The sequence below is a fragment of the Pseudomonas sp. RIT-PI-S genome (genome assembly GCF_025642975.1).
Classification (GTDB): Bacteria; Pseudomonadota; Gammaproteobacteria; order Pseudomonadales; family Pseudomonadaceae; genus Aquipseudomonas.
This window is the reverse complement of the sequence record NZ_JANZKJ010000001.1, coordinates 639,194-652,370: the sequence shown is the minus strand read 5'-3', so window position 1 is coordinate 652,370 and position 13,177 is coordinate 639,194. Positions and strand designations below refer to the sequence as shown.

Genomic DNA, 13,177 nt, shown 5'->3' with positions numbered 1-13,177 from the left:
GAAGCCTGATTCCTTTATGTAATGAAACTCAGCCGAGCCAGCAATGGCCAGCGCACACCTGACGACTTGCGTCTCACAAACAGCGTGGCGGCACTTCGTGTAGGCCAGCCTCTAAACCGCCGGATGTTACCACAGCGCGCAGCAAGGGCCTATCCCAATCAAGGCTTTGGAGGACAGTGCCAAAGGCCATAAAAGGCTTGGAAGGCCGCTCAGAAGGCTTGGCCGCAAGGGCACATCTTATTGGGGCGGTTTTTGAGGGGCGCCTATCACCCTTGCAGGCGCGAGCGCCAGCGCGCGAACCCGATACCGCAAAAGGCTTTCGCGGGCTTTGCCCGGCCCTACAGACCTACCACCAGCAGCTCAATGCAACCGCTTGCGGCACATCAGCTGGTTCATCTTGGCGGCATCCGGGCGTTCGACGATGCCTTTCTCGGTGACGATGGCGTCGATCAGGTCGGCCGGCGTCACGTCGAACACCGGGTTGAAGGCGTCGACATCGGCACCGATGCGGGTTCCACCCACTTCGAGCAGTTCGCTGCCAGCGCGCTCTTCGATGGGAATGTCGTCCCCGGTTTCCAAGCTCATGTCGATAGTGGAGCTGGGCGCGACCACCATGAACCGCACACCGTGGTGCATGGCATTGACCGCCAACTGGTAGGTGCCGATCTTGTTAGCAACGTCACCATTGGCAGTGATGCGGTCCGCCCCGACGATGACCCAGGTGATGCCTTTGGTCTTCATGATGTGCGCCGCGGCAGAGTCGGCATTGAGCGATACCGGTATGCCCTCATTGGCCAGCTCCCACGCGGTCAGCCGCGAGCCTTGCAGCCAGGGGCGGGTTTCATCGGCGTATACCCGCTCGACCATGCCCTCCAGCCAGGCGCCACGGATTACCCCCAGGGCGGTGCCGAAGCCGCCCGTGGCGAGCGCGCCGGTATTGCAATGGGTGAGCAGGGCTTGCACGTTGCCCTGATGCTTGCGGATCAGGTCTACCCCAAGCTGGGCCATGGTCAGGTTGGCTTCGCGGTCGCTCTGATGGATGTCCACCGCCTCGGCTTCCATCGCGGCGAGCGGCGACTCGCTTTCACGTAGCCGGCCCAGGCGGTCGCGCATGCGATTGAGCGCCCAGAACAGGTTCACCGCGGTGGGACGGGAGTCGGCCAGCAAGGCGATATCCGCCGCCACTGCGGCGCGCCAGTCTCCGCCTGCCTGCAGCCGCCGAGCCACCGAGAGCGCCACGCCATAGGCCGCGGCGATGCCAATGGCTGGCGCGCCACGAACCACCATGCCGCGGATAGCATCGGCTACCGCGGCGGCGTCATCGTGGCGCAGCCAGGTTTCGGAGGCTGGCAGCAGGCGCTGGTCGAGCAGAAACAAGGCGCCGTCCCGCCACTCGATCGCCTTTACTTTCTCTGCCGCCAAAAGCCGATCGCGCATGCCCCACCCCACTCAAGCTTTCAAAACCGCCGATTATACCGCTCGCCCGGGAAAGACGCTCGGGTATACTTCGGCATCCTGTTCCTCCCATCGGAAGCCGCCATGCCCCCAGCCCCAACGCTCGATCTCCTGCTGCTGCCAAGCTGGCTGGTTCCGGTGGAACCGGCGGGCGTGGTGTTCAAGGATTACGCGCTGGGTATCCGGGACGGCCTGATCGAATTCATCGGCCCACGCGCCGACGGCATGGCCCGTTCGGCAGTGGAAGTGCTGGAACTGCCGGGTTGCCTGCTCACGCCGGGGATGGTCAATGCCCACGGCCATGGGGCGATGGCCCTGTTCCGTGGCCTGGCCGATGACCTGCCGCTGATGACCTGGCTGCAGGACCACATCTGGCCGGCCGAAGGCCGCTGGGTGGATGAAGCCTTCGTCCGCGATGGCATGGACCTGGCCATCGCCGAGCAGCTCAAGGGCGGCATCACCTGTTTCGCCGACATGTACTTCTTCCCCAAGATCGCCGCCGAGCGCGTTCACGAAAGCGGCATGCGTGCGCAGATCTCCGTGCCGATTCTGGATTTTCCCGTGCCGGGCGCCCGCGATATCGACGAAGCGCTGCGCCAGGGCATTGCCCTCTTCGACGAGTTGCGTGACCACCCCCGCGTTAGCCTGGCGTTCGGCCCTCACGCGCCTTATACCGTGGGCGATGCCAACCTGGAGAAAGTCCGGGTGCTGGCCAACCAGCTGGATGCGCCGATCCAGATGCACGTCCACGAAACCGCTTCGGAGGTACAGCAGGCGCTGGAACATACCGGCGAGCGCCCGCTGGCCAGGCTCGCTCGCCTCGGGATGCTGGGGCCGCGCTTCCAGGCCGTGCACATGACCCAGGTCAACGATGACGACCTGGCCCTGCTGGTAGAAAACAACTGCAGTGTGGTGCATTGCCCTGAGTCCAACCTCAAGCTGGCCAGCGGCTTCTGTCCGATAGAGCGCCTGTGGCAGGCCGGGGTGAATGTGGCCGTGGGTACCGATGGCGCCGCCAGCAACAACGATCTGGACCTGCTGGCTGAGGTTCGTACCGCGGCCCTTCTGGCAAAGGCGGTAGCGGGCTCGGCAACCGCCGTGGATGCCCATCGTGCCTTGCGCATGGCAACGCTCAACGGCGCACGAGCGCTGGGGCTGGACGCGCTGATCGGCTCGCTGGAAGTGGGCAAGGCCGCAGACGTCGTGGCCTTCGATCTGTCTGGCCTCGCCCAGCAACCGGTCTACAACCCGGTATCTCAATTGATTTACGCCACCGGGCGCGACTGCGTCAGGCACCTGTGGGTCGCCGGCCAGGCACTGTTGAGCGACGGCCGGCTTACGGGTTTCGATGAAGCCGCGCTCGCCGCCCGTGCCCGCGCCTGGGGCGAGCGCATCGCCGCGAGCGACGCTCAATGACCGGTAACACGCCCTAGGCGCAATGCTCAGCGTGCGCTCGAGCCACCTTTTTTATCTTTGTTCCAAGGATCGCCCATGAGTAACGTCGACCACGCCGAAATCGCCAAATTCGAAGCCCTCGCCCACCGCTGGTGGGATCGGGAGAGCGAGTTCAAGCCGCTGCACGAGATCAATCCGCTGCGGGTCAACTGGATCGACGAGCGCGCTCACCTCGCCGGCAAGCGAGTGCTGGACGTAGGGTGCGGAGGCGGCATCCTGAGCGAGGCCATGGCGCTGCGCGGGGCTACCGTGACGGGTATCGACATGGGCGAGGCACCGCTCGCGGTAGCGCGGCTGCATCAGCTGGAGTCTGGGGTGAACGTGGAGTACCGGCAGATCACTGCCGAGGCCCTGGCGGAAGAAGCGCCTGGCGCCTTCGACGTGGTCACGTGCCTCGAGATGCTCGAGCACGTGCCGGACCCTTCCTCGGTGATCAAAGCCTGCGCGCGAATGGTCAAGCCCGGCGGCCAGGTGTTTTTCTCCACCATCAACCGCAACCCGAAGGCTTACCTGTTCGCCATCGTCGGCGCCGAATACATCATGAAACTGCTGCCGCGCGGCACCCATGACTTCAAGAAATTCATCCGTCCATCGGAACTGGGCAGCTGGAGCCGAGCCGCCGACCTGCGGGTCAAAGACATGATCGGCCTGACCTACAATCCGCTGACCAAACATTACAAGCTGGCCGCGGACGTGGACGTCAACTACATGATTCAGACCGTACGGGAGGCGTAAACATGCGCCTTGACGCAGTGCTTTTCGACATGGACGGCACCCTGCTGGACACCGCTCCGGATTTCGTCGCTGTGTGTCAGGCCATGCTCGCCGACCGTGGCTTGCCGGCGGTGAACGACCAACTGATCCGCGATGTGATCTCTGGCGGCGCCCGTGCCATGGTCAGCGCCACCTTCGCCCTCTCGCCCGAAGCGGCGGAGTTCGAAGCGCTGCGCCTGGAATTCCTTGAGCGCTATCAACAAGGCTGCGCCGTTCACACGCGGCTCTACGACGGCATGGGCGCTCTGCTGGCCGACATCGAGAAAGCCGGGCTGATGTGGGGGGTGGTCACCAATAAGCCGGTGCGCTTCGCCGAACCCATCATGCAGCGGCTAGGGCTGGCCGAACGGTCTCGGCTGTTGATCTGCCCGGACCACGTCACCCGTAGCAAGCCAGACCCCGAGCCGCTGATCCTGGCGTGCAAAACCCTGGGGGTGGACCCCTCTCGCGTGTTGTTCGTGGGCGACGACCTGCGCGACATCGAATCCGGGCGCGACGCCGGGACCAAAACCGCCGCGGTGCGTTACGGCTATATTCATCCTCATGACAACCCCAACCACTGGGGCGCGGATGTGGTCGTCAGCCACCCCGAGGAGCTGCGCGAGGTGCTCGACCGCGCGCTCTGCGGCTGCTGATCGCCGCGCTGTTTGAGCAAGGAGACGCAATGTTCGAATACCAGGCCCCACCCAATCTGCTCGCCGACCGGGTGATCCTGGTCACGGGCGCTGGCCGCGGGATAGGCGCGGCGGCCGCCGAAGCGTATGCCGCCCATGGCGCCAAGGTGATCCTGCTCGGTAAAACCGCCGCCAACCTGCAGGCCGTGGCCCAGCGCATCGTGGGGGCGGGGCATCCACGGCCCGCGGTGTTCGAGCTGGACCTGGAACACGCAGGCACGTCGGACTACGAAAAGCTCGAAGTACGTATAGACGACGAGTTCGGGCGGCTCGACGGCCTGCTGCACAATGCTTCGCTCCTTGGCCCGCGGGCGAACCTCGATGAAATTCCCGACGCAGACTTCATCCAGGTGATGCAGGTGAACGTAAATGCCACCTTCATGCTCACCCGCGCCATGCTGCCCTTGCTGCACCGGTCCACCGACGCCTCGGTGATCTTCACCTCGAGCAGCGTGGGCCGTAAGGGCCGCGCGCAGTGGGGCGCTTATGCGGTGTCCAAGTTCGCGACCGAGGGGCTGATGCAAACGCTGGCGGACGAACTGGCTGGCAGTTCGTTGATCCGAGCCAACAGCCTGAACCCCGGCGGCACCCGTACCGACATGCGCGCCCAGGCCTACCCAGGTGAGGATCCTCAGCGCAACCCGCGCCCGGAGGAGATCATGCCGGTGTACCTCTACCTGATGGGGCCGGACAGCACCGGCGTCAATGGCCAGGCATTCGACGCCAGGTAGCAGCCCCTGTTAACACCCTTGTAGGCGCCAGGCTCTGCCTGCACCGCGTGATCGAAACGCAAAGTGCAGGCAGAGCCTGGCGCCTACGCATGGGCTGCTCAAGCCAAGGCTTCGCGCTCGCGATGCACGGTCTTGTTTTCCAGCTCCATGCAGCGTTCCAGGAACAGGAACATGTAGTCGTAGCTTTTGCAGATCGCCTTGCGCAGCTCGGTCTGCAAGGCCTGTGGCGGGTTGTTGCCGGCCAGGGTGCAGATGATCTCCAGCGCCTCCCACGGGTGGGCATCGTCGTACTGGGCATGCATCTTGAGCCACTTCATGGCGCGCTTGCGGGTTTCTTCAGGGAAGGCGTTGGCATAAGTGTCGGTAGAGCACACCACGGCGGACCACTCGCCAGTCGCTCCTTCGATGGCGTAGTTGGTGGCGGCCATCGCGATCACCAGCGGATCGGTAGCGCAGGTCTGCCAGCACCAGTGGCTCAGAGACTGCAACTCCGGCGGCACTTTCTGCGCTTGCAGGTCCTCGAGGGTCACACCGTGGGCCGCGCACCAGTTCACCCAGTAATCGGCATGGTTGAGTTCCACCCGGATGTTGCGCATCAGCCAGCGGCGGGCAAGGTCTTCACCGGGGTGCCGGGCGAAGCGGGTTTTAGTGAGGTTCTGCGCCATGTACAGCGAGAACTGCTCGACTACCGGCCAGCCGCCGATCAGGTATTGCCGCATGGTCGCGGCGCTGAGCTTGTTGTCGCGCATGCGCTGGTATAGCTCGTGCTGCACCACGCGGCGCTTGGCGATGCTGCAATCACGCAGCAATTGCTGGGCCCATGCCGGGTAGCTACTTGCCTCCATCAGTGGCCCGGTGCGGGTGAAACCTGACTCTGCTACATCATTCATCGACAACTTCCTTTCTGTTGGTGAAAAACTACCGCGTGACGACTGGTGGCACCCCGCTCTGACCGCGATGGCACCTGGAACCAATGCACTTTTTTTATTATGGCGTCGCCCGCGCTTCGTCGGCGCACTTCAGGCTGGCACAGGTGAACAACCTTGGCCGCTCGATCAGGTAGCCTTGGGCGTAGTCCACACCGATGTCCATGAGCGCCTGCTCGATAAGCGGAGTTTCAACGAACTCAGCGATGGTCCGCTTACCCATCACATGACCAATGTGGTTGATCACTTCCACCATGGCCCGGTTGATCGGGTCGTCGAGCATGTCCTTGACGAAGCTGCCGTCGATCTTCAAGAAGTCCACCGGCAGGTGTTTGAGGTAAGCGAACGAGGACATGCCCGCACAGAAATCATCCAGCGAGAAGAGGCAACCCAACGCCTTGAGCTCGTTGATGAAACGGATAGCGCTGCCCAGATTGGAAATGGCGCTCGTCTCGGTGATTTCGAAACAAATGAGGTGCGGTGCAATGGCAAACCGCCGGAACTGCTCCCGAAGATAATCGAGGAAATCCTCGTCGCCGATACTGATCCCGGACAAGTTGATGGCACATACCGCCAAGGGCTCGCCACCGCCTTCGTCCATGGCCTGGCGGATGATCCCGAATACATTCTTCACCACCCAGCGGTCCAGCGCCGTCATCAGCCCGTAACGCTCGGCGGCCGGGATGAAGGTGTCGGGAAGGATCATCCGGCCGTGCTCGTCGTGCAGGCGCAGAAGAATCTCCACATGCCTGGCCTCCCCTGCCCCGCGGTTCTCCGACAGCAGGGCGATCTCCTGGGAGTAGAGGGTGAAGCGATCCTCTTCGAGCGCCAGGCGCAGGCGTTGAATCCAGGCCATCTCGCCGAAGCGGGTAGACACTTCCGAATCATCGGCGTGATACACCTGCACCCGGTTGCGGCCCTTTTCCTTGGCCATGTAGCAGGCCATGTCTGCGGCACGCAGGGACAACTCCAAGGTGGCCGGCAGCAGGTTGAGATGAACCAGGCCGATACTGACCGAGGTCATGAAGGGGCGGCCTTTCCACACGAAGTGCAAGCTGTGCACACTTTCGCGCAGGTACTCGGCGATGCGTTCGGCCTGCTCGGCCGGGCAGTCCTCGAGCAGCACGCCGAACTCATCGCCGCCCAAGCGCGCCAGGGTGTCGGTTTCCCGCAGGCCGGCCTGGAGCACGGCGCAGATGTGTCGCAGCAGTTCGTCGCCGGCGGCGTGCCCGCAGGTATCGTTCACCAGCTTGAACTGGTCCAGGTCCAGGAACATCAGCGAGTGGCGGCCCTTGCCGCTGGCCATGCGGCATAGCGCCTGCTCCAGGCGCTGCTCGAACTCCCGGCGGTTGGCAAGCCCGGTCAACGCGTCGTGGCTCGCCTGCCAGGACAGGTTGGCGATGTACTGCCGCTCTTGCGTCATGTCGTGCAGCACCAGCACAGCGCCACTGATCCGCCCGTCGGTTTGAATGGGCGCACCAACCAAGGTCACCGATACGGTACTGCCGTCGAGCCGCTGGATCAGCTTGGCGTGCTCACTGCCGCCTTTGAGCTGGCCGCCGAGAATCCGCTCGATGAGCGTGAAATTGTCCTTCTCGGCGTGGTCATCCAGCAGGTTGAACAGCGCCGCCAAGGGCAGCCCCACCGCCTGTTCGGCTTTCCAGTGGGTAAGTTGTTCGGCCGCCGGGTTCATATAGGCGATAGCGCCAGTAACATCGGTAGCGATCACGCCATCGCCGATGGAGGCCAGGGTGACCTGGGCGCGCTCCTTTTCCAGCTGCAGCGCCTCGGCCATGTTATGCCGCTGCACCAGCAGCTTGCGGGTGATCCACAGCGCCAGGCCGATCAAAACGAAGGCAGTAATCAAGTTGGTGGCGATGAGCAGGCGCTGGAGCACCCGGGTGCCTTCGCCCAAGGCATCGCTGAAGGCAACGGCCGCGGGAGTCACGGCGTCGTTCAGCGCAACGATCTGGGCCTTCCAGCGGGCCGTGTCGGCATCCGTGGCGGTGTTGGCGAGGATGGTGGCGTGCATCTGCCGGGCAAGTTCGTCCAGCTGATTCAGGTACTGGTCGCCGATGGTCCATAGCTCGATGGCACGGGCGAAATAAGAGATGTGCCGAAAATTAAGGAACAACCAGATGATGCCGTCGAAGTCGTCTGGATGGTTGCCACCCTGCAGCAGGCCCCGGCGCGCGAGGGCCGCGTCCGGCTCCGGCTGGTCCAGGGCCAGGCGCAGGTCGCGGCTGCCCTCCGGGACGGCCATGGCTTCACGGTATTTGCGAAAGACCTGCTCATCGCGGCTTTCGGCATAGAGGCTCAGGTAAAAGATCGCGTCCTTCTGGCCCTTCGACCACAAGCTTTCACCTGCTACGTACCCACGCACCGCGGACAGGGCATACAGGCTGATGCAGCCGAGCAACGCCAACAGCAGTACGACGGCTATGAAGGGCCAGGCAATACTGATGAGTCTGGGCGTTTCGAGCGTCCGTTTCTGCTTCATGTGATCCTTTGCGTCGCAGAAGCCGGCACACGAGCGAACGAGGTCCCGGCACACATTCAGCACAGCGGAGCCAAGCTCGCTCGAGCATTGGCCGACGCGGTACTCCCCCCTTTGTGCCTAAGCCGACGCCGAGGGGCGGAGCGGCACCCGGCGACTATAGCGCGGTGGCGCGATCAAGCCAACGTGCCAGCAAGGGTGCCAGTTCCCCGAGGGGTTGATAGCCGTTGGTAAGCAGGGCGAATTGCCGGTCGTGTTCGCATAGCACAGTGGGGAAGCCAGAGATACCAAGCGATTGTGACCAGCGAAAGTCAGCCTGGGTCGCCTCCAAGGTCGCCGGGCCGTCGAAGGCTTCGGCGAAACGGATGCGCGACAGGCCAGTGCGTTCGGCGATATCTACCAAAGTGGCGGTACGGGTGATATCGCGACCGTCCCGGTAGAAGGCTTCGGCCAGCGCCCTGGCCATCGGCCAGGCGAGCGCCTCGTCGATCCTCCGGGCGGCAGCCACGGCACGGCACGCCGGCTCGGTGTCATAGACGAAGCCGTGCGGCAGCGCTTCGTCGAAGCGAAACGGCTGCCCGGTGGCGGCTTCAACGCTGTGCCAGTGCTCGAGAATGCGCGCCCGGGTACCGGGGTCGAGCGCCGCCTGGCCGGTACGCAACCCGCCCAGCACCAGATGGGTGGGCACGCCGGCCGCGGCCGCTTGCGCGAGCAAGGCGTCGAGCACCGGCGCGAACCCCCAGCACCAGGAGCACATCGGGTCCATCACGTACACCAGGCGGCTGGCCATGAGTCAGGCCTCGGTCGTTTTACGGTAGTTGTAGCCGATGGGATGGGGCTGGTTGCGGGCCTTGGCCAGTTCGATCTGCTTTTGCCGATCAATGGCGCTACGACGGGTTTTTTCGCTGAGGTTGTCCCAGCAGTGCGGGCAGCTGATCCCTGGCGCATAGTGGGGGGACTGGCGCTCCTGCACGCTGATGGGCATGCGGCAGGCATGGCACTGATCGTAGTCGCCTTCACTGAGGTCGTGACGAACGGTCACGCGGTTGTCGAAGACGAAGCAGTCACCCTGCCATTTGCTCTGCTCTTGCGGTACCTCTTCGAGATATTTGAGGATGCCGCCCTTGAGGTGATACACCTCTTCGAACCCTTCGCCGAGCATATAGCTGGAGGCCTTCTCGCAACGAATGCCACCGGTGCAGAACATCGCGACTTTCTTGTGCCGGGCCGGGTCGAAATTGGCCTTGATGTATTCGGGGAAGTCCCGGAAGGTCGCGGTCTTTGGATCGACGGCGCCTTCGAAGGTGCCGATGGCGACTTCGTAATCGTTGCGGGTGTCGATCAGCAGCACTTGGGGATCGCTAATCAACGCGTTCCAGTCCTGGGGCTCGACGTAGGTCCCGACCTTTTTGTTCGGGTCCACGCCCGGCACCCCGAGGGTGACGATCTCTTTCTTGAGCTTGACTTTGGTCCGGTAGAACGGCTGCTCGTCGCAGTACGACTCCTTGTGGTCCACGTCCACCAGGCGGGCGTCGCTACGCAGCCAGGCCAGCAGGGCATCGATGCCGGCACGGGTGCCGGAGACGGTACCGTTGATGCCTTCGTTCGCAAGCAGCAGGGTGCCCTTGACGTCGTTGGCCAGCATGACCTCCAGCAGAGGCTCACGCAGGTCCAGGTAATCTTCGAGGGTGACGAACTTGTACAGTGCCGCCACGACAATGGGTTGGCTCATCTTTGCATCTCCAGGTGGTCGCCCTCGCAAAGGGCGGACCAGGCAGGTCATGAATACGCGTTTGGAGCCGTTGACCGTTCGCGGGCTTCGCCCGCTCCAGCAGGGTCATATGCAGGAGCGAACGAAGCCCGCGAACTGGTCATGCCATCCAAAGCGGCGCGCATTCTAGCAAAGCGATCGGCGCCTGTGTGCTGCGCTGGATCAATGCCCGCCGGCGCACACCGGTGAAGCGGGAGCGGCACCGATGGCGGCCCACTCCTCGGGGGTGTAGGTGTGCAGGGCCAATGCATGGAACTCGCCCATCAGCTCGCCCAGGGTGCCGTACACCAACTGGTGCCGCTTGACGCTGTTCAGCCCGGCGAACCGCTCGCTGACCACCACGGCTTTATAGTGGGTCTGTTGCCCCCGGCTATGCATGTGGCTTTCATCGAGCACGCTCAGGTGTTGTGGCTGCAGCAGCGTCAGGGCGCTCTGAATGCGGGCCTGCATGGTCATGGCGATCACTTCTTCTTGGCGGATTCGGGGGCCTTCGGCGGGGTAATCTCGGCGGTCATGTCCGCCAGCAGTTTGTTCACCACCGGGGCCGCTTCTTTAAGGTGCGCCTGGGTCAGCTCGGCGGACTGCTCGGTGACTTGCGGCATTTTCTGCACGATCTTCTGGCCGAGCGGCGACTGGTAGAACTTGACCAGGTCCTTGAGCTCCTGCTCGGTGAAGTTATCGGTATAGAGCTTGACCATCTCGGGCTTGAGCTTGTCCCAGCCGATGGCCTGGTCCAGCGCGGCGTTGGCTTTGGCCTGGTAGGTTTCCAGCAGCGCCTGCTTGGAATCCGGCGCGTTGGCCTGGGCGAAACGCTGGGCGAACATCTGTTGCACCTGCATGTATACAGGCGTACCGAGCTTGTCGGCATGAGCCATCATCAGGAAGGCTTCCGCGCTGGCGTTGTGGCTGGCGGTATCGGCCATGACCGGCCCGGCGCAGGCCAAGACGGCCGCTGTGCAGAGGGCGCGAACTCGATTCATCGGTTTTCCTTACTGTGGCGATTGGGGTGGCAATAGGGGCGAACCCCAGAACGGCCCATTCTGCGCCCAACCCAACCGGGCGCTCAACCCTGGCTGACGAGCCGCCCCCCGCGATGCCCACGCCGACGGCTGAAAACGAGGGAACCCAGGGCGCTGGAATGCGCCTAAACTGGCTGTGGAACTAGCCCAAGCGAGAACGCAATGACCCGCATCGAAACTGACAGCATCGGCCAGATCGAAGTCCCCGAGGACGCCTATTGGGGCGCGCAGACCCAGCGTTCGCTGATCAACTTCGCAATCGGCGAGCAGCGCATGCCCCTGGCCGTAGTGCACGCCCTGGCGTTGATCAAGAAGGCCGCGGGGCGCGTCAATAGCCGTAGCGGCGACTTGCCGCCAGACGTTGCCCGGTTGATCGAACAGGCAGCCGATGAGGTGCTGGCTGGCGAGCACGACGACCAATTCCCGCTGGTGGTCTGGCAGACCGGCAGCGGCACCCAGAGCAACATGAACGTCAATGAGGTGATCGCCGGCCGCGGCAACGAGCTGGCCGGCCAAGGCCGTGGCGGTAAGAGCCCGGTGCACCCCAATGACCATGTGAACCGCTCGCAAAGCTCCAACGACTGCTTCCCCACGGCCATGCACATTGCCGCGGCCAAGGCGGTGCAAGCCGAGCTGCTGCCGGCGGTTGGCGAGTTGTCGGCGGGCTTGGCCGAGCTGTCGGCGCGTCACATGCAGCTGGTGAAAACCGGGCGCACCCATATGATGGATGCGACTCCCATCACCTTCGGCCAAGAGGTATCGGCCTTCATCGCCCAGCTGGACTACGCCCAACAGGCGATTCGCGCGGCCTTGCCAGCGGTTTATGAGCTGGCCCAGGGCGGCACCGCGGTGGGTACCGGCCTCAACGCGCCGCAGGGTTTCGCCGAAGCCATGGCTGCCGAGCTGGCGGCCCTCTCCGGCCTCCCCTTCGTCACCGCGCCGAACAAGTTTGCCGCGTTGTCCGGGCATGAGCCTCTGGTGACCCTTGCAGGCGCCTTGAAAACGCTCGCCGTGGCGTTGATGAAACTGGCCAACGACCTTCGCCTGCTGGGCTCCGGCCCCCGTGGCGGCTTGGCGGAAGTGCGCCTGCCGGCTAACGAGCCAGGTAGCTCGATCATGCCTGGCAAGGTCAACCCGACCCAGTGCGAGGCGCTGTCGATGCTGGCCTGCCAAGTGCTGGGCAACGACGTGACCATCGGCATGGCGGCCAGCCAGGGCCACCTGCAATTGAACGTTTATAAGCCGGTAATCATTCATAACCTGCTGCAATCGATCACCTTGCTGGCTGACGGTTGCCGCAATTTCCAGGCCCATTGCATCGCTGGCCTCGAAGCGGATGCCGACAAGATGGCGGAGCACCTGGAGCGGGGCTTGATGCTGGTCACCGCGCTCAACCCGCATATCGGCTATGACAAGGCCGCGCAGATCGCCAAGAAGGCCTACGGCGAAAACCTGACCTTGCGCCAGGCAGCGCTGGACCTGGGCTACCTCACCGACGAGCAGTTCGATCAGTGGGTGCGCCCGGAAAACATGCTGTCAGCCGGTGGCCAAGGCTGACTAACGCTATCCCCTGCCCGCCGAGCGCCGGCGGGCAGCTTACACTTCGGCTATCAGTTCGTTCGGAGGGCTACATGTTAGGCAAACGCGCAGAAGAAATCGCACCCGCCACTCGGTTTCGCAGCGACCGCTTCACCCTGATCAACGGCAACTTCTTTTTCAGCACTCGGGAAAACACCCTCGAAGGCCCCTTCCCTACCCGCGAGGAAGCGGTCAAGGAAAGCGAGGCGTATATCGAGCGGGCTGTGTCCAACCGCATGCGCAACGAATTAGCGGGCTAACGCCGAAGAGGCGGGCACTGCCCGCCTCCATCATTGC

General features: G+C 63.6%; 13 protein-coding genes. 6 read left to right on the top strand and 7 right to left on the bottom strand.

Annotated features, from left to right (window positions below; translation table 11 throughout):
* Positions 1–360: 360 nt before the first annotated feature.
* A complete protein-coding gene (gene mtnA, locus OGL93_RS02985; protein ID WP_263260881.1) occupies positions 361–1,437 on the bottom strand; it encodes an S-methyl-5-thioribose-1-phosphate isomerase in 1,077 nt (358 codons plus the stop codon).
* A 102-nt stretch (positions 1,438–1,539) separates the two neighbouring features.
* Here mtnA and OGL93_RS02980 point away from each other — a divergent pair, with 102 nt between their 5' ends.
* From OGL93_RS02980 to OGL93_RS02965, 4 genes are all read left to right on the top strand, one after another.
* On the top strand, positions 1,540–2,871 hold the full coding sequence (locus OGL93_RS02980) for a TRZ/ATZ family hydrolase (protein ID WP_263260880.1): 1,332 nt from the start codon (positions 1,540–1,542) through the stop codon (positions 2,869–2,871).
* A gap of 75 nt (positions 2,872–2,946) precedes the next feature.
* Positions 2,947–3,645 carry a bifunctional 2-polyprenyl-6-hydroxyphenol methylase/3-demethylubiquinol 3-O-methyltransferase UbiG gene (ubiG, locus tag OGL93_RS02975; protein ID WP_263260879.1) on the top strand — a complete coding sequence of 233 codons (699 nt, stop codon included), beginning with the start codon at positions 2,947–2,949 and terminating at the stop codon, positions 3,643–3,645.
* A 2-nt stretch (positions 3,646–3,647) separates the two neighbouring features.
* Complete coding sequence (gene mupP / locus OGL93_RS02970; protein WP_263260878.1) at positions 3,648–4,319, top strand: N-acetylmuramic acid 6-phosphate phosphatase MupP; 672 nt, start codon at positions 3,648–3,650, stop codon at positions 4,317–4,319.
* Between the two features lie 29 nt (positions 4,320–4,348).
* Positions 4,349–5,089, top strand: a complete 741-nt coding sequence (locus tag OGL93_RS02965; RefSeq protein WP_263260877.1) for a YciK family oxidoreductase — start codon at positions 4,349–4,351, stop codon at positions 5,087–5,089.
* 98 nt (positions 5,090–5,187) lie between these two features.
* On the opposite strand, the gene OGL93_RS02960 is transcribed toward OGL93_RS02965, so the two are convergent.
* The 6 genes from OGL93_RS02960 to OGL93_RS02935 form a co-directional block, all read right to left on the bottom strand.
* Positions 5,188–5,979: an iron-containing redox enzyme family protein gene (locus tag OGL93_RS02960; RefSeq protein ID WP_263260876.1), complete on the bottom strand. Its 792-nt coding sequence runs from the start codon at positions 5,977–5,979 to the stop codon at positions 5,188–5,190.
* Positions 5,980–6,076: 97 nt separating this feature from the next.
* Positions 6,077–8,515 (bottom strand): EAL domain-containing protein, encoded by a 2,439-nt coding sequence (locus OGL93_RS02955; RefSeq protein WP_263260875.1) that lies wholly within the window; start codon positions 8,513–8,515, stop codon positions 6,077–6,079.
* A gap of 154 nt (positions 8,516–8,669) precedes the next feature.
* Entirely contained in the window at positions 8,670–9,302 is a 633-nt protein-coding gene (locus OGL93_RS02950; protein WP_263260874.1) for a DsbA family protein, read from the bottom strand.
* A gap of 3 nt (positions 9,303–9,305) precedes the next feature.
* Positions 9,306–10,244 carry a rhodanese-related sulfurtransferase gene (locus OGL93_RS02945; RefSeq protein WP_263260873.1) on the bottom strand — a complete coding sequence of 313 codons (939 nt, stop codon included), beginning with the start codon at positions 10,242–10,244 and terminating at the stop codon, positions 9,306–9,308.
* A gap of 201 nt (positions 10,245–10,445) precedes the next feature.
* The gene (locus OGL93_RS02940) at positions 10,446–10,739 is read right to left on the bottom strand and encodes a BolA family protein (RefSeq protein WP_263260872.1); all 294 of its coding nucleotides are present in this window, start codon (positions 10,737–10,739) and stop codon (positions 10,446–10,448) included.
* A 5-nt stretch (positions 10,740–10,744) separates the two neighbouring features.
* Positions 10,745–11,263 carry a DUF2059 domain-containing protein gene (locus OGL93_RS02935; RefSeq protein WP_263260871.1) on the bottom strand — a complete coding sequence of 173 codons (519 nt, stop codon included), beginning with the start codon at positions 11,261–11,263 and terminating at the stop codon, positions 10,745–10,747.
* A gap of 201 nt (positions 11,264–11,464) precedes the next feature.
* Here OGL93_RS02935 and OGL93_RS02930 point away from each other — a divergent pair, with 201 nt between their 5' ends.
* On the top strand, positions 11,465–12,859 hold the full coding sequence (locus OGL93_RS02930; protein ID WP_263260870.1) for a class II fumarate hydratase: 1,395 nt from the start codon (positions 11,465–11,467) through the stop codon (positions 12,857–12,859).
* A 74-nt stretch (positions 12,860–12,933) separates the two neighbouring features.
* Positions 12,934–13,140 carry a DUF6316 family protein gene (locus tag OGL93_RS02925; RefSeq protein ID WP_263260869.1) on the top strand — a complete coding sequence of 69 codons (207 nt, stop codon included), beginning with the start codon at positions 12,934–12,936 and terminating at the stop codon, positions 13,138–13,140.
* Positions 13,141–13,177 lie beyond the last annotated feature (37 nt).

Coding starts and splice junctions, on each gene's coding strand:
- mupP (WP_263260878.1), top strand. CDS start 3,648: ATGCGCCTTGACGCAGTGCTTTTCGACATGGACGGCACCCTGCTGGAC.
- OGL93_RS02955 (WP_263260875.1), bottom strand. CDS start 8,515: ATGAAGCAGAAACGGACGCTCGAAACGCCCAGACTCATCAGTATTGCC.
- OGL93_RS02925 (WP_263260869.1), top strand. CDS start 12,934: ATGTTAGGCAAACGCGCAGAAGAAATCGCACCCGCCACTCGGTTTCGC.
- OGL93_RS02960 (WP_263260876.1), bottom strand. CDS start 5,979: ATGAATGATGTAGCAGAGTCAGGTTTCACCCGCACCGGGCCACTGATG.
- OGL93_RS02980 (WP_263260880.1), top strand. CDS start 1,540: ATGCCCCCAGCCCCAACGCTCGATCTCCTGCTGCTGCCAAGCTGGCTG.
- OGL93_RS02930 (WP_263260870.1), top strand. CDS start 11,465: ATGACCCGCATCGAAACTGACAGCATCGGCCAGATCGAAGTCCCCGAG.
- OGL93_RS02935 (WP_263260871.1), bottom strand. CDS start 11,263: ATGAATCGAGTTCGCGCCCTCTGCACAGCGGCCGTCTTGGCCTGCGCC.
- mtnA (WP_263260881.1), bottom strand. CDS start 1,437: ATGCGCGATCGGCTTTTGGCGGCAGAGAAAGTAAAGGCGATCGAGTGG.
- ubiG (WP_263260879.1), top strand. CDS start 2,947: ATGAGTAACGTCGACCACGCCGAAATCGCCAAATTCGAAGCCCTCGCC.
- OGL93_RS02940 (WP_263260872.1), bottom strand. CDS start 10,739: ATGACCATGCAGGCCCGCATTCAGAGCGCCCTGACGCTGCTGCAGCCA.
- OGL93_RS02945 (WP_263260873.1), bottom strand. CDS start 10,244: ATGAGCCAACCCATTGTCGTGGCGGCACTGTACAAGTTCGTCACCCTC.
- OGL93_RS02950 (WP_263260874.1), bottom strand. CDS start 9,302: ATGGCCAGCCGCCTGGTGTACGTGATGGACCCGATGTGCTCCTGGTGC.
- OGL93_RS02965 (WP_263260877.1), top strand. CDS start 4,349: ATGTTCGAATACCAGGCCCCACCCAATCTGCTCGCCGACCGGGTGATC.